General features: G+C 71.4%; 12 protein-coding genes. 2 read left to right on the top strand and 10 right to left on the bottom strand.

Annotation, left to right across the window (positions count from 1 at the left end):
* Window positions 1-5 precede the first annotated feature (5 nt).
* Complete coding sequence (locus BIU89_RS13115; protein ID WP_071247153.1) at window positions 6-344, bottom strand: hypothetical protein; 339 nt, start codon at window positions 342-344, stop codon at window positions 6-8.
* Between the two features lie 242 nt (window positions 345-586).
* On the opposite strand from BIU89_RS13115, the gene BIU89_RS13110 reads away from it, so the two are divergent.
* Window positions 587-2,191: a DHA2 family efflux MFS transporter permease subunit gene (locus tag BIU89_RS13110; protein WP_071247151.1), complete on the top strand. Its 1,605-nt coding sequence runs from the start codon at window positions 587-589 to the stop codon at window positions 2,189-2,191.
* Window positions 2,192-2,396: 205 nt separating this feature from the next.
* On the opposite strand, the gene BIU89_RS13105 is transcribed toward BIU89_RS13110, so the two are convergent.
* From BIU89_RS13105 to BIU89_RS13080, 6 genes are read right to left on the bottom strand one after another with little or no spacing between them, the layout of a single operon-like run.
* Complete coding sequence (locus tag BIU89_RS13105) at window positions 2,397-4,505, bottom strand: glycoside hydrolase family 36 protein (RefSeq protein ID WP_071247149.1); 2,109 nt, start codon at window positions 4,503-4,505, stop codon at window positions 2,397-2,399.
* A complete protein-coding gene (locus BIU89_RS13100) occupies window positions 4,502-5,395 on the bottom strand; it encodes an ABC transporter ATP-binding protein (RefSeq protein WP_027465156.1) in 894 nt (297 codons plus the stop codon). Before BIU89_RS13100 ends, BIU89_RS13105 begins: the two co-directional genes overlap by 4 nt.
* Entirely contained in the window at window positions 5,392-6,348 is a 957-nt protein-coding gene (locus BIU89_RS13095; protein ID WP_071247147.1) for an ABC transporter ATP-binding protein, read from the bottom strand. The genes BIU89_RS13100 and BIU89_RS13095 overlap by 4 nt, the downstream gene beginning before the upstream one ends.
* Window positions 6,345-7,385, bottom strand: coding sequence for an ABC transporter permease (locus tag BIU89_RS13090; protein ID WP_071247142.1), 1,041 nt, complete (start codon window positions 7,383-7,385; stop codon window positions 6,345-6,347). The genes BIU89_RS13095 and BIU89_RS13090 overlap by 4 nt, the downstream gene beginning before the upstream one ends.
* Before the next feature lie 14 nt (window positions 7,386-7,399).
* Window positions 7,400-8,389: an ABC transporter permease gene (locus BIU89_RS13085; protein WP_071247140.1), complete on the bottom strand. Its 990-nt coding sequence runs from the start codon at window positions 8,387-8,389 to the stop codon at window positions 7,400-7,402.
* Between the two features lie 34 nt (window positions 8,390-8,423).
* Complete coding sequence (locus BIU89_RS13080) at window positions 8,424-10,109, bottom strand: ABC transporter substrate-binding protein (RefSeq protein ID WP_071247137.1); 1,686 nt, start codon at window positions 10,107-10,109, stop codon at window positions 8,424-8,426.
* A 116-nt stretch (window positions 10,110-10,225) separates the two neighbouring features.
* Between BIU89_RS13080 and BIU89_RS13075 the strand changes: the two genes are divergently transcribed.
* Window positions 10,226-12,760, top strand: a complete 2,535-nt coding sequence (locus BIU89_RS13075) for a beta-mannosidase (protein WP_071247134.1) — start codon at window positions 10,226-10,228, stop codon at window positions 12,758-12,760.
* A gap of 73 nt (window positions 12,761-12,833) precedes the next feature.
* Here BIU89_RS13075 and BIU89_RS13070 read toward each other — a convergent pair whose 3' ends face one another.
* From BIU89_RS13070 to BIU89_RS13060, 3 genes are all read right to left on the bottom strand, one after another.
* On the bottom strand, window positions 12,834-15,005 hold the full coding sequence (locus BIU89_RS13070; protein WP_254791640.1) for an alpha-galactosidase: 2,172 nt from the start codon (window positions 15,003-15,005) through the stop codon (window positions 12,834-12,836).
* Entirely contained in the window at window positions 15,002-17,017 is a 2,016-nt protein-coding gene (locus tag BIU89_RS13065) for a beta-galactosidase (RefSeq protein ID WP_071247132.1), read from the bottom strand. Before BIU89_RS13065 ends, BIU89_RS13070 begins: the two co-directional genes overlap by 4 nt.
* Window positions 17,018-17,122: 105 nt before the next feature.
* The gene (locus BIU89_RS13060) at window positions 17,123-18,253 is read right to left on the bottom strand and encodes an ROK family transcriptional regulator (protein WP_071247131.1); all 1,131 of its coding nucleotides are present in this window, start codon (window positions 18,251-18,253) and stop codon (window positions 17,123-17,125) included.
* Window positions 18,254-18,343: the final 90 nt, after the last annotated feature.

The following is an 18,343-nucleotide window of genomic DNA, read 5'->3' as shown; positions in this document are numbered from 1 at the left end:
GTCGCTCACCGCTGGTCGAGCACGTCGCGGTACCAGCGGGGTGTCATCCACCGTGGCACCCCGAGCACGAAGAGGAAGACCGACGTGACGATGAGGACGAACGCGAGCACGATGGCGACCGCTGTCACGACGAACAGCCCGGTCTCCAGCAGCGCGGCGAACGTCGCCAGGAGCATCCCGCCGACGCCGAGGAACAGCGTCGGGAAGACCCGGTCCGCACTCCACGCTCGCTGGTGCACCCACGTTCGCCAGAGGCCGAGGTAGGCAAGACCGCCGACCACGGTGAAGCCGGCCGAGACTGCAGCGATCCCCGTGATCATCCAGAGGACACCGTCCGCGTTCACGTGACCCCCCGTCTTGCAACGCCGATGTCCTCCATCGTACGGTCGATCGGAATCCGGCATCGTCCTCGTGCGCATTGTCCTCGCGCTGCCCGCCCCGCTCGAGCTGGCTCTTCTGGATCCCGGCGGCGATACCCGGGCGATGGAGCTCCAGCTCCTGCCGCGAGTCCCCGGTCCGCCCGTCACCGGAAGCGGGTGTACCGTCAGGTCGTCAGCATGCTGATCATCTGAGAGGAACCACCGGAATGAGCGCTCCCGCCGCAGCACCACCCACCACGCCGGACCGTCGTCGCTGGCTCGGCCTGGTCGTGGTCAGCCTCGCCGTGGCGCTCATCATCGTCGACTCCACGATCGTCAACGTCGCGATCCCGAGCATCGTCGCCGACCTCGACATCGGCTCGACCCTGGTGCAGTGGGTGCAGGAGAGCTACACGCTCGTGTTCGCCGCCCTGCTGCTCGTCTTCGGGTCCGTGGCCGACCGGTTCGGCCGCCGACGCCTGCTCACCACCGGCGTCATCGTGTTCGCGGTGGCGTCGGTGCTCGCCGCGCTCTCGCCGACCGGTGAGCTCCTCGTCGTGTCCCGCGTGCTGCAGGGCATCGGCGGCGCGATGGTCCTCCCCACCACGCTCTCGATCCTCAACGCGACGTTCACCGGCCGGGAGCGTGGCATCGCCTTCGCCGTGTGGGGCTCGACGATCGGCGGCATGGTCGCGGTCGGCCCCCTGCTCGGCGGCTGGCTGACGACGGACTTCTCGTGGCGGTGGGCCTTCGGCATCAACGTCCCGATCGTCGCGGTCATCCTCGTCGGGCTCGCCGTCGCCGTACGGGAGTCGCGAGACGCCCGGCACACCGGCCGCATCGACCTCGTCGGAGCGCTGCTGTCCGTGATCGCGAGTGCCGCCCTGGTGTTCGGGCTCATCGAGGGCCGCACCTACGGCTGGTGGACCCCGTCGTCGACGTCGCTCACCATCGGCTCGTGGTCGTGGGACGGCCCGATCTCCCCGATCCCCGTCGCGTTCGTCGTGGCCGTCCTCGCCGGAGTCGCCTTCGTGGTCCGTTCCCTGCGCCGGCAGCGGGCCGGACGCTCGACCCTGATCGCACTCGACCTGTTCCGCATCGGCTCGTTCCGGAACGGTTCCGTCGCAGCGCTCATCGTGTCGCTCGGCGAGTTCGGCATCATCCTGTCGCTGCCGCTCTGGCTGCAGAACGTGCTCGGGTACTCCGCCCTGCAGACCGGCTTCGTGCTGCTCGCACTGGCGATCGGGTCGTTCGTCGCGAGTGGGTTCGCCGCCACGGTCGGGCAACGCGTCGGAGCACTGCCGATCGTCCGGATGGGCATCGGCGCCGAGATCGTCGGGGTCGCCGCGATCGGGTTCATCGTGACGTCGTCGACGCCGTGGTGGGCGATCGTGCCGTGCCTGTTCGTCTACGGGTTCGGCGTCGGGCTCGCGACGGCCCAGCTCACCGGTGTCGTACTGCAGGACGTCCCGGTCGAACGCAGCGGTGAGGCGTCCGGGGCCCAGAGCACCGCGCGCCAGATCGGCTCAGCGCTCGGCATCGCCGTCCTCGGCACCGTCCTGTTCACCTCGACCGGCAGCATCCTGGAGCACCGTCTGCAGGACGCGGGCACCCCGGCCGCCACCGCGACGAAGATCGCCGACGCCGTGGTGCAGTCCTCCGGCGGAGCCATCTCCGGCCTCGACGGGGCCACCCGTGCCGACGCCGCCGACGCGTTCTCCGACGGCACCCGCGCCGCCGCGTTCTCCGCCGCCGGCTTCCTGGTCATCGGCCTCGGCGCCACCCTGCGCCTCCGCGCTCCGCGACGCCCCGACGACGAGGAGCAGGCGTGACCCGAGACCCCGTCCTGCAGCGCTCCTGACGGTTCTGGTTCACGATCCCCGAGGGTCCTGAACCGGAACCGTCACCGCGCGGACACGAACCCGCGTGCCCCGCGCCGTGGACGCGACCACCGACGAAACGGGAGGCACGGTGCCTGCCCGCACCGTGCCTCCCGTCCGCTCCGGCGCGCGCCCTGCCATCGCGACGCGCGCCCGCTCAGGCCCCCGCGTCCGCCTCCTGCGACCGGACGCGGAGCACCCGCGCTGTGGGGGTCGATCCTCCGTTCGCGACCTCGAGCGAGCCCGAAGCGGCGTCCCACGCCACGGACCATGACCCGAGTGCCGTCGGGAACAGCGGCTCGACGACCACCGTCTGCCCGGCGAACGCCGGCAGCGGCAACGACACCGACGCCGACGCACCGGGTAGCGACCACACCGACAGGTACAGGTCGCCCGAGGCGGCGTGCAGGCCGAGCGCGACCCACGGGTCCTCCCAGGCGGGCAGCCCGAGGGGCCAGACCGGGACTGACGCCTCGACGACGTCCAGGACCTGCCGGTGCGCAGTGATGGCGTCACCGACCACCGCGCGCTGCGACGACGTCATCTCGTTGAGGTACCCGGACAGGTACATCCGCCCGAGCACCCCGTTCACGAGCGACAGCGTGAACAGCTCGGGGTCCATCGTCGGCGCCGGGTACGCCCAGTTCCCCGCCTGCTCTGGCAGCATCGCGGCGGGAGCGGCGGCGGCGATCGTGGCGGACAACACCGGGTCCTGCTGGTCCGACGTCGACTGCATGTGCAGGCGGGACAACACGGCCCAGTCGGCGCGCATCGCTCCCGAGGCGCAGTTCTCGATGAGCAGCGCCGGGTACCGCTCCTGCACCGCGTCGAGCCAGTCGAGCAGCGCCCGCTGGTGGTCGAGCATCCCGGCGAACGGCCCCGTCATGGTGTTGTTGTCCATCTTGAAGAACGTCACCCCGAGCTCCCCGACGAGCCGGTCGACCACCGCGTCGAGGTGTGCGCGGGCCTCCGGCGAGCGCAGGTCGAGCAGGTGCCGCCCGTGCTCCGCGACCCGGACCCCGTGGTGCTCGACGAACGCGGACGGCGGCAGGGTCGAAGCCAGCGGCGAGTGGATGCCGATGACCTCGGGCTCGAGCCAGAGGCCGGCTTGCATGCCGCGCGCACGGATGTGGTCGATGACGGCCCCGAGCCCCGTCGGGAACCGCGATGCCGCTTCCTCCCACGCTCCGACGGTGTCCCACCAGTGCCCCTCGGCGTACCAGCCGGCGTCGATGCAGAACAGGTCCGCTCCGGCGTCGGCGGCCGCGTCGATGAGCGGCAGGAGCTTCTCGGTGGTCGGGTCGCCCATGAGCGTGTTCATGTAGTCGTTGAACACCAGGGGCAGGGCGCGGTCGGCCTCCCGCACGTGCCGGAACGCCCGACGCTGCCGGGTGAGCACCCCGAAGGCGTCGTCGATCGACGCGGCGATGCCGACGGACACCGGCACCGAGGTGAACGGCTGCTCGGGTGTGACGACGGTGGTCCACTGGTGTTCCTGGTCGGTGGGGCCGCTCAGCAGCAGGTACGCGTGCCGCCGGGTCTCCCCGAGCTCGTACAGCCACGGCCCGTTGTGCTCGACCTGCCAGACGAGCGCGTACGGAAGCGACACAGCGTCCTCCGCCCGCAGCACCCCGATCGGCAGCGCCTCGCCCGTCGACCACGAGCCGCGGTTCTGCACGACGGCGCGGCTGCGGGGCGGGTGGTGCTGGGCCTCCCGGTCGATCGCCGCGAGCCCGATCGACCGCAGCGGATCGGTCCGCCAACGGCTCTCCGCTGCCCAGTCGTTGTCGGCGTGCACGAGGGCGAGCTCGTCGACGGTGGCGCCCGAGTCGGTCAGGAACGCCCCGGTCGCGAACGACGAGACGAAGTCGACGACGTGCTCACCGTGCTCGGCCGACACCTCGGTCCACGTCTGGAACGCGGGCACGCCGGCGCGCGCCCGGAACACCGACTCGGCCTGGAGGCACGTGGCCGCGTCCGCCTGCACGATCCGGAACCACAGGTCGGTCCCGTCGTCGTGCCCGTGGTGCGACACGGGGCGCAGTCGCGCCCCGATCGTGGAGTCCACGTGCCGGAACCCGCCCGGGAACCGCCCGTGCCCGATCGTCGTCAGCTCGACGAGCGGCTGCGGGTCGTCCGGCCCGTCGGCGAGCGCTCCGCCGCCGGCCACGAACGACACCAGGGCGACAGGCTGGTCGGGATGGACCCGGAACCGTGCCGCGAACCGGTCGGTGACCCAGTCGACGAACGTCGGCCCGTTGCTCATCGCGCCCCGACCGGTGCGGCCTCGCTCGACACCCAGTCCCCGATCGTGTGGTCGTAGCAGGTGGTGTTGTCGATCTTCGTCCGGTCGAGCGGCGGCCCCGCGGTGATCCGGCGCTCGGTGCGCTCCGGGTCGGGGGCGGCCTCGGCGAGCAGCCGGGTGTAGTCGTGGTGCGGGTCGAGGATGACGGCGTCCGACGGCCCGCGCTCGACGACCCGGCCGCGGTAGAGCACGAGGATCTCGTCGGAGAAGTGCCGCGCGGTCGCCAGGTCGTGCGTGATGTAGAGCACGGCGAGCTCGTCCTCGCGCTGCAGCCGGCCGAGCAGGTTGAGCACGCTCAGGCGGATCGAGACGTCGAGCATCGACACGGGTTCGTCGGCGATGAGCACCTGGGCGCCGGGGGCGAGTGCGCGGGCGATGGCGACGCGCTGCCGCTGTCCGCCGGAGAGCTCGTGCGGCCGCCGCGACGCGAAGTCCTCGTCGAGGTTCACCCGGCCGAGCAGTTCGCGCACCTTGTCGGCGGTCTCGTCGGCGCCGCGGGCCCGGTGGTGCAGCTGCAGCGGCCGGGCGATGTGGTGCTCGATCGAGTGGAACGGGTTGAGGGAGGCGAACGGGTCCTGGAACACCATCTGCACGTGCCGCCGGTACATGCTGCCCTCGACGGGGGTGCCGTCCTCGAGCCGCACGTCGATCGAGCCGCGCGTCCTGGTCTCGAGCTTGGCGAGCATCCGCGCGATGGTGGACTTGCCCGAGCCGGACTCCCCCACGAGCGCGACGGTCCGGCCGGGCAGCAGGTCGAACGACACGTCGTCGACGGCCCGCAGGGTGGTGCGCTTCAGGCCCTTGCGGGTGTGGAAGTCCTTGCCGAGGTGGCTGACGGTCACACTGGTCATCGGTCCGTCTCCTGTGCTGCCTGGACCACGACGGCCCGGGTGTCGGTCTCGGGTTCGGCGCCGTCCTCGACCCCGGTGCGGATGAACGCGCCGCGGGCTCCGGACAGGCTCGGGAACGACTGCAGCAGCTTCCGCGTGTACGGGTGCTGCTGGTCGTGCTGGATCACGCTGGCACGGTCGCACTCGACGACCTCGCCGCGGAGCATGATCGCGATCCGGTCGCTGATCTCGAGCAGCAGCGGCAGGTCATGGGTGATGAACACGACGGCGAACCCGAGTTCGTCGCGCAGCCGGACGATCTCGCGCAGGATCTCCCGCTGCACCACGACGTCGAGTGCGGTGGTCGGCTCGTCCATGATCATGATCTGCGGTTCGAGCAGCATCGCCATCGCGATCATCACGCGCTGCCGCATGCCGCCCGACAGTTCGTGCGGGTACGCGGTGATGCGGGACGGGTCGACGCCGACGCGGCGCAGGGCGTCCTCGGCGATCGCCCGACGTTCCTTGCGGGGCAGGCCCTTCCGGTGTTCGACCAGGGCGTCGTCGAGCTGGGCGCGGATCGTGGTGACCGGGTTGAGCGCGTTCATCGCCCCCTGGAACACCATCGACAGCTTCGACCACCGCACGGCCCGGAGCTGCTCGTGCGGCAGGCCGAGCAGGTCGACGTCGGTGCCGTCCCGGTCGTGGAACGTGATGCTGCCCGACGTGACCTTCGCCGGCGGCCGGTGCAGCCGGGTGATGGCGTACGCCAGGGTCGTCTTGCCGCAGCCCGACTCCCCCGCGAGCCCGAGGATCTCGCCGGGCGCCAGGGTGAGCGAGACGTCCTTGACGGCGTGCACGGGGTGCTCGGTCTCGTAGACGACGTCGAGGTGGTCGATGGTCAGCACGGCCGGCCGGCGGCCGTCGCCCGTGGCGTCGGAGGTGACCGGTCGTGCGGTGTCGGTGGCGCTCATCGGGCGACCCCCTTCGTGTCGTGACCGGCGGTGGCGACGCGGGCCGGGCCTCCCGAGCGGGCCGCACGCTTCGCACGACGGTCGCGCCGTCGCTGCGCACGCACGTTCGCGAGTCGCGGGTTGATGACCTCGTCGATCGAGAAGTTCACCAGGGACAGGCCCATGCCGAGCAGGGCGATGAGCAGGCCCGGTGGCACGAACCACCACCAGGCGCCGTTCGCCAGCGCGAAGCCGTTCTGGGCGTAGAAGAGCATGGTGCCGAGCGTCGTGGAGTTCGACGCCCCGAGCCCGAGGAACGACAGCCCCGCCTCCCCGAGGATCGCGGCGATCACCGCGAACACGAACTGCGACGCGAGCACCGGCAGCAGGTTCGGCAGGATCTCGACGGCGATGACCCGCCAGGGCCGTTCGCCGGCGACCCGGGCGGCGGACACGTAGTCGCGGTTGCGGATCGACATCGTCTGCGCCCGCAGCACCCGGGCGGACCCGGCCCACGACGTGATCGCCAGGACGACCGCGATGGTCCACAGCCCGCGGGCCTCACGCGGCACCAGGCCGGAGATGACGATGACGAGCGGCAGGCCGGGGATGACGAGGAACACGTTCGAGAACAGCGAGAACGCCTCGTCCATGATCCCACCCAGGTAGGCGCCGAGGATGCCGAAGAACGCGGACAGCACCGTGGCGAGGACGCCGACGATGAGCCCGATCTGCAGGCTGCCCCGGGTGGCGAAGGCGAGCTGCGCCAGGACGTCCTGACCGGTCTGGGTGGTGCCGAGGACGTTCGAGCCGCTCGGTCCCTGCAGCCCGGTGTCGCGGATGGTGGTCGGGTCGCCGACGAGCAGCGGTCCGATCACCCCGAACAGCGTGACGCCGGCGACGAGCGCGATGCCCGTGACGAGCCAGGGGGTGAGGGTGGGCAAGAACCTGCGGATGCCGCCCTTCGACGCGCGCCGGGTGGCGATCGACGTGGTGCTGTCGGCTTCCTCGGTCAGCGCGCCGATGGTGGGCTCGGTCTCCTGCTGGATGTTGGTCATGGTCGTCTCCTCCCCTAGCTCCGGGCCCGCGTGCGCGGGTCGATCAGTCCGTACAGCAGGTCGACGACGAGGTTCGCGCCGAGGACCGCCAGGGTGATGAACAGGAAGATGCCCTGCATGAGCGCGTAGTCGTTGTTCGTCACGGCGGACAGCAGCTTCGACCCGATGCCCGGGTACGAGAACACCTGCTCGGTGACGACGGAGCCGGACACGATGAACCCGAGGGAGATCGCGAACCCGGCGACGGACGGCAGCACGGCGTTCCGGGCGGCGTAGTTCCGCAGGATCTTGCCGTCGGACAGGCCCTTCGCCTGCGCGGTGGTGATGTAGTCCTCGGACAGCGTCGACACCATCATGTTGCGCATGCCGAGCAACCAGCCGCCGAGCGATGCGAGCACGATCGTCACCGCCGGCAGCACCCCGTACTGCACCGCCGAGACGATGAAGTCCCAGTTGAACCCGGGCGTCAGGATGACGTCGTAGCCGCCCTGCGCCGGGAACAGGTGGAGCCCGGTGGCGAAGAAGTACACCAGGATCAGCGCGAGCCAGAAGTACGGCACCGCGGCGAGCAGGGTGGTGGCCGGCACGAACGAGTCGAGCCAGGTGCCGGGCCGCCACCCGACGAAGGCCCCGAGGCCGACGCCGATGATCGCGGCCACGATGGTGGCGATCCCGACCAGGGCGATGGTCCACGGCAGCGAACTGCCGATCACCTCGGTGACGGGTGCCGGGAAGTAACTGACGGACACGCCGAGGTCACCGCGGAACACGTTGACCAGGTAGTGGCCGTACTGGGAGATGAGCGGCTCCGAGGAATCGCCACCGAGGAGCAGCTCGTACGCCTCCCGGGTCGCCGGGGTCACCTGCCCGCCGCGCTGCTGGAGCTTGGCGAGCAGGATGTCCACCGGGTTGCCGGGCAGGAGCCTGGGGATGATGAAGTTCAGCGTCAGGGCCGCCCACAGTGCGACGACGTAGAAGCCGATCTTGCGCAGGAAGTAGGTCATCGTCGAGTGCCCCTCGGTCGCGATCCCATCGGTGTCAGCCCTTCGCCGGCTTGAGCGCCTTGAAGATCTCGGCGTTGTCCGGGCTCGCCCAGACCGCCGGGAACGCGTACAGGTCGTCCTTCGTCGGCCAGCCGGTGAACTTCGCCGCGTGGAACTCGCTCGTCGTGCCGCCCGTCATCACGGGGATGTAGGGCAGGTCCTCGACGATGTGCTCCTGGATCGTGTCGAGCTCGGGCTGGGTCGCCGCGGTGTCCTCGGGGTTGATCGTGGCGAGCTTCGCGATGGCCTCGTCGACGTCGGGGTTGCTGTACCGCGAGATGTTCATCGGGGCCGCTTCACCGACCTTCGCGGTGTTGGCCGTCGTGAAGTAGTTGTTGTACAGGTAGTACGGGTTCGCCGTCGGGCCCTGGCCGAGCGAGTCGATCGCGAGCTCGAAGTTGCCCTTGGTCTTCTTGTCGGTCCACTCGTTCCACGACGACTGCTGCGCCTTGAGCTCGATGCCAGCGGCCTTGAGCTGCTGCGTCATCGTGTCGATCGCGGTGATGTAGTCGGTCCACCCGGTGACGACCTCGACCGTCAGGGACAGCTTCTTGCCGTCCTTGGCGTAGATGCCGTCGGAGCCCTTCTTCCACCCGGCGTCCTCGAGGGTCGAGGCGGCCGCGTCGGTGTCGGCGGTCTCCGGCATCACGGCCGGCTCGATGTCCTTCGAGATGGTGTCCTTCTGCGTCGTGGTGAGCGCGAAGGTCGGCGAGATCTCGCTCGCCGTGTTCTCGAACGCCAGCGAGTTGAGCTGCTTGCGGTTGATGGCGTCGGCGATCGCGTGGCGGACGGCCGGGTCGGTCTGCGGGCCGGCGCAGCCCAGGTCGGTGTTCGCGCAGGTCAGCAGGGCCATCTGGTTCTGACCGACGGTGATGCCGTCGTAGCCGTTGTAGTTGGCGGGGATGTCGTCCATGTTCGGCACCGGGCCGGTCTGCCAGTCGATCGACCCCTGCTTCAGTGCGTCGGCGCCGGCGGTGTTGCCGGAGAGCGACAGGTAGCGGATGGTCTTCACGGCCGGGGCGCCGTCCCAGTACTTCTTGTTCGCCTCGAGGGTGAACGCCTGCGCCTTGAAGGTGCCGAGCGTGTACGGGCCGGTGCCGACGGGCTCGCGCACGACGTCGGTGGTCGGGTCGATGTCCTTCCACAGGTGCTCGGGCACGATCCAGGTCTTGCCGAGCAGGTTCGGGCCGAGCACGAACGACGGCTTGTCGAACGAGACGACCACCTTGTCGTCGCCGTCGGCCTTCGCGGTGCCGTCGTAGCCGATCGAGTTCAGGGCCTTCTGCTTCTTGAGCATGTCGAGCGTGAACACGACGTCCTTCGAGGTGAAGGGCTCGCCGTCGCTCCAGGTGGCCCCGTCGCGCAGCGTGATGGTGAGCTGCGTGCCGTCGTCGTTCCACTCGTACGACTTGCCGAGCAGCGGCTTCGGGTCCTCCGTGTTGACGTTGGTGATGAAGAAGAGCGACTCGTAGATCGTGCCGACGCCGCCGATGTTGGACGGCGACCACGGGTTGAAGTTGATCTGGTAGTCGCCGGACTGGCCGGTGTACGCCACCAGGGTCGAGGCAGCGGCGTCGTTCGTGCTGGCGGTGCCGCTGGAGCTGCAGCCGCTGAGCGCGAGGCCGGCTGCGAGGAGAACGGCGCCGCCGATGGCGAGCCGTGAACGGGTTGGGTTGAACATCGTTGTCCTCTCGGTCTGCGTCGTCGCAGGGTCCACGTTGTGAGCGTGATTGTTACACGCGTAAACTAAGGCGGTCAAGGGGTCGGGTCACGGCCCCGTAACGATGAGGAGACGCAATGGAGCGGACCACCCTGGACGGCACGTGGACCCTCGAGGCGGTGACCGGGCCCGAGCAGTCGGCGGAGCACCGCGAACCGGTCGAGGCGCAGGTCCCCGGCTGCGTGCACACCGACCTGCTGCGGGCCGGCCGGATCCCCGACCCGTTCGACGGCGACGGCGAGGCCGCCACCCAGTGGATCGGCGACACCGTCTGGCGCTACCGCCGCACGTTCGAGTGGACCGCGCCGGACGAGACCCGCCACGACCTCGTCGCCGAGGGCCTCGACACCCTCGCCACGATCGAGCTCAACGGCATCGTCGTCGCGACCACCGCCAACCAGCACCGCTCGTACCGGTTCCCCGTCGGGCACCTGCTCCGACCGGGCACGAACGAGCTCGTCGTCACGTTCGACGCGCCCGTCCCCGCAGCCGAGCGTCTGTCCGCACTGCACGGCGGCGAGCTGCCCCACGTCAACCACCACCCCTACAACGCGCTCCGCAAGAACGCGTCGAACTTCGGGTGGGACTGGGGCGTCGACGTCGCCACGAGCGGCGTCTGGAAGTCGATCGGCATCGAGTCGTGGAGCGGCGTCCGCATCGCGGCCGTCCGCCCGCTCGTCGACCTCGACGGCACCACCGGGGTGCTGACAGCCCACGTCGACGTCGAGCACGCCGGCTCCACCGGCTCCTTCTCGCAGGCGATCGGCAGCGCGCCCGTCGCGTCCGCGGACGGTTCCGCGGGCAGCGGCCTGGAGGCCCGGATCACCCTGGCCCCGCACCCCGCGTCCGCAGGGCACCCGGGTTCCGACACCGCCGGCCGGGTGGTCGGCGCGCGCCCCGTCGTCGAGGGCGCGGCGACCGTCCGCCTCGAGGTCCCCGACGTCGCCGTCTGGTGGCCCCGCGGTGAGGGCGACCAGCCGCTGTACGACGTCCGGGTCGAGGTCGGCGACGACCTGTGGACCGGCCGCGTGGGCTTCCGCACCGTCACGCTCGACACCGCTGCCGACGCCGGCGGGGCACCGTTCCTGCTCCGCGTCAACGGCCGTCCGGTCATGGTGCGCGGGGCGAACTGGATCCCCGACCACGCCTACCTGACCGAGATGACACCCGAGCGGTACGCGGACCGGATCCAGGACGCGATCGACGCGAACATGAACCTGCTCCGCATCTGGGGCGGCGGCATCTACGAGTCCGACGACCTGTACGACCGGTGCGACGAGCTCGGCGTCCTGGTGTGGCAGGACTTCCTGTTCGCCTGTGCCGCCTACGCCGAAGAGCCCTGGCTCGCCGACGAGGTCGAGCCCGAGGTCCGCGAGGCCGTCACCCGCCTCAGCCCGCACCCGTCGCTCGTGGTGTGGAACGGCAACAACGAGAACCTCGTCGCCTACGCCGAGTGGGGCTGGCGGCCGTCGCTCGTCGGCCGGACCTGGGGCAACGGCTACTACCGTTCCCTGCTGCCGTCGGTCGTGGCCGAGCTGGACCCGACCCGGCCGTACACGCCGGGCAGCCCGTTCTCGTTCGACGAGTACCTGACGCCGAACGGCCAGCGGAACGGCACCGTGCACATCTGGGACGTCTGGAACCGCCTCGACTACCGCGCCTACGCCGACTGGGAGCCGCGGTTCGTGGCCGAGTTCGGGTTCCAGGGCCCGCCGGCGTGGTCGACCCTGACCGCGGTGGTGCACGACGAGCCCCTCGACCCGGACGGCCACGAGATGCTCGTGCACCAGAAGGCCGACCAGGGCAACCGGAAGCTCGCCGACGGCATGCGCGGCCACCTGCCCGAGCCGGCCTCGATCGAGGACTGGCACTTCGCCGCGCAGCTCAACCAGGCGCACGCGATCCGCTTCGGCATGGAGTGGTTCCGCTCCCGCACGCCCGACAACACCGGCATGGTCGTCTGGCAGCTCAACGACGACTGGCCCGTGGTGTCCTGGGCCCTCGTCGACCACGCCGGCATCCGGAAGCCCGTCTGGTACGCCGTCCGGCAGGCCTACCAGCCCGTGCTGCTCACCGTGCAGCCGTCGTCCGGCGGCCAGGGTGGGCTCGACGTCGTCCTCGTCAACGCGTCCGGGGCGTCGGTCGCCGACGAGGTCACGGTCTCCCGCGTCGCCTTCGACGGCACCGTGCTCGAGTCGTCGTCGTTCACGCTCGCGGCCGACCCCGCCGATGCCGCCCGGGTGCAGCTGCCGTCGTCGCTCGCGGTACCGGGCGACCCCGGTTCCGAGGTCCTCGTCGTCACGGGAGCCGGCACCCGCACGGTGCACGACTTCGCCGAGGTCGTCGACCAGGCGCTCGAGCCCTCGCCCCTGTCCACGGTCGTCTCGGCGACGGACGACGGCGCGGCGGTCACTGTGACGGCGACGGCGTACGCGCGTGACGTCTCGCTGTTCCCCGACCGCGTGGATGCGGCCGCCCGCGTCGACGACGGGTTGGTGTCCCTGCTCCCCGGCGAGTCGGTGACCTTCACGGTGACGGGAGCGCCGGGCATCGCTGCACAGGAGCTCGACCACCGGCTCGTCCTCCGCCACGCGGGTTCGCTCCTGCCCTGACCGGGGCGTCGCGCTGACGGTTCCGGTTCACGATCCCCCGGGTTCGCGAACCGGAACCGTCGGTCGAACGTGCTCAGTCGAGGGCGCGGAGCTCCAGCACGATCGCGGTCGCGGGGGCGAGCAGCGGGAGCCGTGCGCCGACGTCCTCGAACACGGCACCGGTCAGTTCCAGGTGTCCGCGCGCGAGCCACTCCGGCGGCACCATGTCGAGCCCGTGCGGCACGGCGAGCCCGGCCACCGGGGCGAGCCGGTAGCGCCGCGACCGGTCGAGTCCGCGCACCCGGAGCGGCACCGGCAACGACCTCGGCCCCGTCTCCGTCCGCGCCACCCGCACCAGCGCCCGCGAACGGTCGGTGGCCACGACCGACGTCGCCACCGTTCCCGGGTCCCCGAGGTCCAGGTGCCGCAGCCGCCCGGAGTGCAGCAGCCCGCGCTCCCGTCGGTACAGCGCCGTCCAGGCCCGGAGCCGGTCGAGCTCCTCGGGTGGCAGCTTGGTGATGTCGGTCTCGATGCCGGCCGAGCCGAACAGCGACACCGCCATCCGGAAGTCCAGGTCGAGGTGCCGGCCCGTGGTGTGCGAGACCTCCGGCCCGACGTGCGAACCGATCAGCTCGAGCGGGAGCAGCGCCTCGGTCCAGCGCTGGATCGGCAGTCGCTCGAAGGCGTCGTTCGAGTCCGACGGCCACACCCGGTCGGTCCGCTCGAGTACGCCGAGGTCGATCCGGGCACCGCCGCTCGCGCACGCCTCGATCTCGAGCCACGGGTGCCGCGCACGCAGCTCGTCCATCAAGGCGTACACGCCGCGGGTGTGCGCGTCGATGCCGGCGCGACCCGCGTGCACCGCGTGCACGATGTCCCGGTTCTGGTCCCACTTCACGAAGTCGACGTGGTGCACACCGATCACGCGGGACATGCTCTCGAGCACGTGGTGCCGGGCCAGTGGGTTCGCCATGTCGAGCACGTACTGGTTCCGCCACGTGCGGACGTCGTCCTCGGGGCGCTGCAGCATCCACTCGGGGTGAGCCTCCGCCAGCTCGGACACCGGGCTGACCATCTCGGGCTCGAACCACAGGCCGAACTCCATGCCGAGCGCACGCACCCGGTCGACGAGCGGTGCCAGCCCGTCCGGCCACACCGTCGGGTCGACGCGCCAGTCCCCGAGCGAGGTCGAGTCCGACCGCCGGCCGAGGAACCACCCGTCGTCGAGCACGAACCGCTCGACGCCGATGTCGGCCGCCATCTCCGCCAGTGCCACCAGGGGCTCGAGCTCCTGCCGGTAGTAGACGGCCTCCCACGTGTTCAGCACCACGGGCCGGGGTCGTCGCGGGTGCCCCGGACGGCTGCGCAACGAGTCGTGCAGGCGGTCGGACAGCCCGTCGATCCCGGTGTCGCTCCACACGAACACGGCGTCGGGGGCGGTGAACGACTCCCCCTCGCCGAGCACGACCTCGCCGGCGCGCAGCAGTTCCCCGGCACCGAGCAGCGGTCGCGCCTCGGCGAGCTGGTCGTACCGGTACACGGAGTCGGCGCTCCAGGCCAGGTGCACCGCCCACAGCTCGCCCTCGGCATCCGAGAACCCGGGCGTCCCGAGCACGAGCAACGTCGGCGAGTCGTGGCCGGTCCGCCCGCGACGGCTCTCGCGCGCGTGGCTCCCGGCGGTCGCTGCCCGGCGCTGCGGTGTGCGCTCGCGGGTCCACCGTCCGCCCAGGTCGAGCACCTCGGTGATCCGCTCCCCCACCGGCAGCGTCGCCTCGAGCGCCTGCACGTGCACGGGGTCGGCGTGCGTGTTCGTCACCGTGTGCCGCACCCGCAGCACCCCGGCGGTGTCGAGCGCGAACTCGCTCCGGAGCGCCACCGAGTCCGACTCGGCGGTCACGACGATCCGCTGTTCGTCCGCGACGGAGACGACAGCCATGGCGACGTCGCGCCACCGCGGCACGAGCGGCAGTCCGTCCACGTGCCCCGCGATCCCCGGTCGACCCTCCCACCCGTCGCGCTCGGTCGGCAGCACCGTGAGGGGCCACCGCGCGTCGAGCGCACTCGGTCCGAGCGGCCGGCCGAGTGCGAGCAGCAGGTCGGCCGTGTCGTCCGGCGCGACGGGCCCGACGTCCCGACCCCAGTGCAGCACCTCGGGCAGCCCGTCCGCCGCGGAGGCCAGCACCAGCGACACCCCGGCTGATCGCAGCACCTGCACCCGTCGATCGCCTGCACCGACGGCCGTCGACTCGCGCTCCACGACGGTCACGAGGCCCGCTCCTCGCGCAGCACGCGGACGCGTCCGGCCGGCACGACGGTGTCCGGCCCGTGGCCGGACCCGTCGAGCAGGTCCGTCCCGGACGCGCCGACCGTGACGTCGTCAGCACGGTGGTTGACGAGGAACAGGAAGGCGGAACCGTCGTCGCCGACGCGACGCACCGCCTCCAGGCCGGGAGGCCCGGTGACCATCCGCAGGATCCCCCGCTCCGCGATCACCCCGTCCACGAGCCGTTGGATGCTGTCGTCCGCGAGCATCGCGGACACGTACCAGGCGCCGCCGCCGACGGCGCGGCGCGTGACGGCGGGCCGGCCCGCGAGCGGGCCGTCGGTGTACCGGAGCACGGACTCGGCGTCCTCGAGCACGACCGCTTCGGCCCAGTCGGTGACGACCTCGCCGTCGTCGAGGGTCCAGCGTTCGTCGCGCTGCAGCGGGGTGAACTCCTCGCTCCAGGCGCCGAGCACCTGGCGGAACGCTCCCGGGTAGCCCCCGGTGCGGATGCGCGCGGTCTCGTCGGCGACGCCGGACAGGTACGTGACGATCAGGGTGGCGCCGCGGTCCACCACGGCGGACAGCCGCGCGGCGGTCGCGTCGTCGACGATGAGCATCGTCGGCACGACGACCACGTCGTAGCCGTCCAGGTCGGCGTCGGCGGGGACTACGTCCGTCAGCACCTGCCGGTCGTGGAACGCGCGGTGCCAGGCGCGGAGCTCCCGGCCGTAGCGCAGGCCCCGGTGCGGCTTGAGCCCCGACTGCACGGCCCACCCGGAGGCCTCGTCCACGACGATCGCGACCCGGGCCGGCTCGACTCGGGTGCCCTGCACGGGTGCGAGGTCCTGCAGCGCCCGGCCGAGGGCGAGCACCTCGCGCCAGATGCGTGTGCGGGTGCCGGCGTGCGGGAGCATCGCCGAGTGGAACTGCTCCGCGCCCGCGGTCGAGGCCCGCCACTGGAAGAACAGCGCCCCGTCCGACCCGTGCGCGACGTGCGCCAGGGCGTTCCGGACGAGCTCCGCGGGTTCCTTGGCGCGGTTGCGCTGCTGCCAGCTCGGGCCACCCGTCGAGTGCTCCATGAGCAGCCAAGGGCGCCGGTCCGCCGACATCCCGCGCATCCGGTCACCGGCCAGCGCGAGGTCCTGCTCGCGGCGGGCGTCGTCGACGAGCGTGTAGTGGTCGTTCGCGACGATCGCCACGTGCTTCGCCCACCCGGCATAGTCGACGACCTGCGACCCGGCGCCCACCATGAAGTTCGTCGTGACCGGCACGTCCGAGTGCTGCTCGATGACGGCCTTCTCGGCGTCGTACTGGCGGAGCAGCGCGTCGGACGAGTACCGCTCGAAGTCCAGCGCGAGCCCGGGGTTCGGTGCACCACCCACACCGCGCGGCGGCGAGACCTCGTCGAACGAGGTGTAGGTGTGCCCCCAGAAGGCCGTGCCCCACGCGTCGTTCGCGGCCTCGACGTCGCCGTACTCCGCGACGAGCCAGTGCCGGAAGTCCGCTGCCGACTCCTCGCAGTAGCACCGGCCGTTGCCGCCGCCGAGCTCGTTGCTCACGTGCCAGAGCCGCACCGCCGGGTGTCGGCCGTACCGCTCGGCCAGCGCGTCGACCATGCGGAGCGCGTGTTCCCGGAACAGCTCGGAGGCCGGGCACCACCCGAGTCGCCCACCCGGTCGTTCCCGACGCTCCGTGGCGTCCACGGGCAGGATCTCCGGGTGTGCGGTCAGCAGCCAGTTCGGTGGAGCAGCGGTCGGCGTCGCGAGGTCCACCGCGATGCCGTGCTCGTGCAGCAGCGCGAGCACGTCGTCGAGCCAATCCCACGTGAAGTCCCCCGGCGACCGCTCGAGCAGTGCCCACGAGAACACCCCGACGGTGACCAGGTTCACCCCGGCCTCCCGCATCAGTCGGACGTCCTCGAGCCAGGTCTCCCGGGGCCACTGCTCGGGGCTGTAGTCGCCGCCGAACGACAGGACGTCGGTCGGCCACGGGACGGTGGGGGCAGCGGTCACGGCATCTCCTTCGATGGTGTGGACCGCTCAAGCCTCCCGTCTGCGTCCGCGTTTGTCAACGTGTGTAACTAACGTCGCGACACCTCTACCGGCTCCCTCGGCCGATCACTCCCCCAGCAGCCGACGGATGGCGAGGACCGCCCCGGCACGTGCCCACTCCGAGAACTCGAACGGCTGAACCTCCACCGTGACCGGCTCGGTGTACGGCGCCAGGGCGGCCCGCATCGACTCGTCGACGGTCGCCCGCGCCAGGTCGTACACGGGCAGCCCGTCGCCCGTCAGCACGATCGCTGCGGGGTCGGCGATGTGCACCGCGGTGGCGAGCAGGACCCCGAGAGCACGGCCGGCATCCTCGAACGCAGCGAGGGCTGCCTCGTCGCCGTCCCGGGCGAGCTCGACCACCTGGTCGTAGGTCTTCCCCGCCTGGCCGGCGTTCCGCACGATGACCGGGCTGGGCAGGTAGCTCGAGGCGCACCCGGCGTGACCGAGGCCACAGTCCGGGCCTCCCCCGAGGACGGGAAGGTGCCCGATGCGCCCCAGTCGCCCGTGCTCCCCGGTGGAGACCTGACCGTTCGCGATGAGCCCGAGGCCCAGGCCCTCACCGACCGTCACGAGCACCATGGACCCGCGGCCGGCACCCGCACCGAACCAGTGCTCCTTCGCCGTGAGCGCGTGGACGTCGTTCGCCGTGAACGTGGCGATGCCCGTCCGCTCCTCGAGCATCCGGGCGAACGGCACCTCGTGCCACCCGAGGAACACCGACGCCGCGACGACGGACTCCCCCGCGCGGACCATGACGTCGCCGGGCAGCGAGACGCCGATCGCGCAGATGGCTGGATGCGCAGCACGGAGTCGGCCGAGCACCACCGTGATCTGCTCCGCGAGCGACTCGGCGGCGGTGTCGTCGATGCCTTCTTCGTGCAGGGCGAGGACCCGGCCGCCCAAGTCCGTGACCGCGGCGTACAGGCGGTCCTTCGTGAGCTTGATGCCGAGGAACTCCCACTGCCCGCTGCTCGCCTGCAGGAGCTCCGACGGGCGGCCGGTGGCGCCGCGCACATCAGTGCCGACCTCGACCACGAGCCGCTGTGACACGAGGATGCGCATCGCCCGCGTGAGGCTCGCCCGTGAGAGCCCGAGTGACCGAGCGATCTCGGCGCGGGAGAGCACCCCGTGGATGAGGATCTCCCGCAGAGCCAGTCGGGAGCCGTCGGGCAGGGCCGGCCAGGCTTCGGTCATCGTTCCTCCGTCGTCGGCTGATCCTACGGCCTGACCGGTCCCCGTCGACAAGGACCCAGAACGGGCCGCCGAACGCAGAAAACCCCTGAC

Source organism: Curtobacterium sp. MCBA15_005 (assembly GCF_001864855.1).
GTDB classification, from domain to species: domain Bacteria; phylum Actinomycetota; class Actinomycetes; order Actinomycetales; family Microbacteriaceae; genus Curtobacterium; species Curtobacterium flaccumfaciens.
The sequence above is the reverse complement of the archived record's forward strand: the minus strand, read 5'-3'. Positions and strand labels throughout refer to the sequence as shown.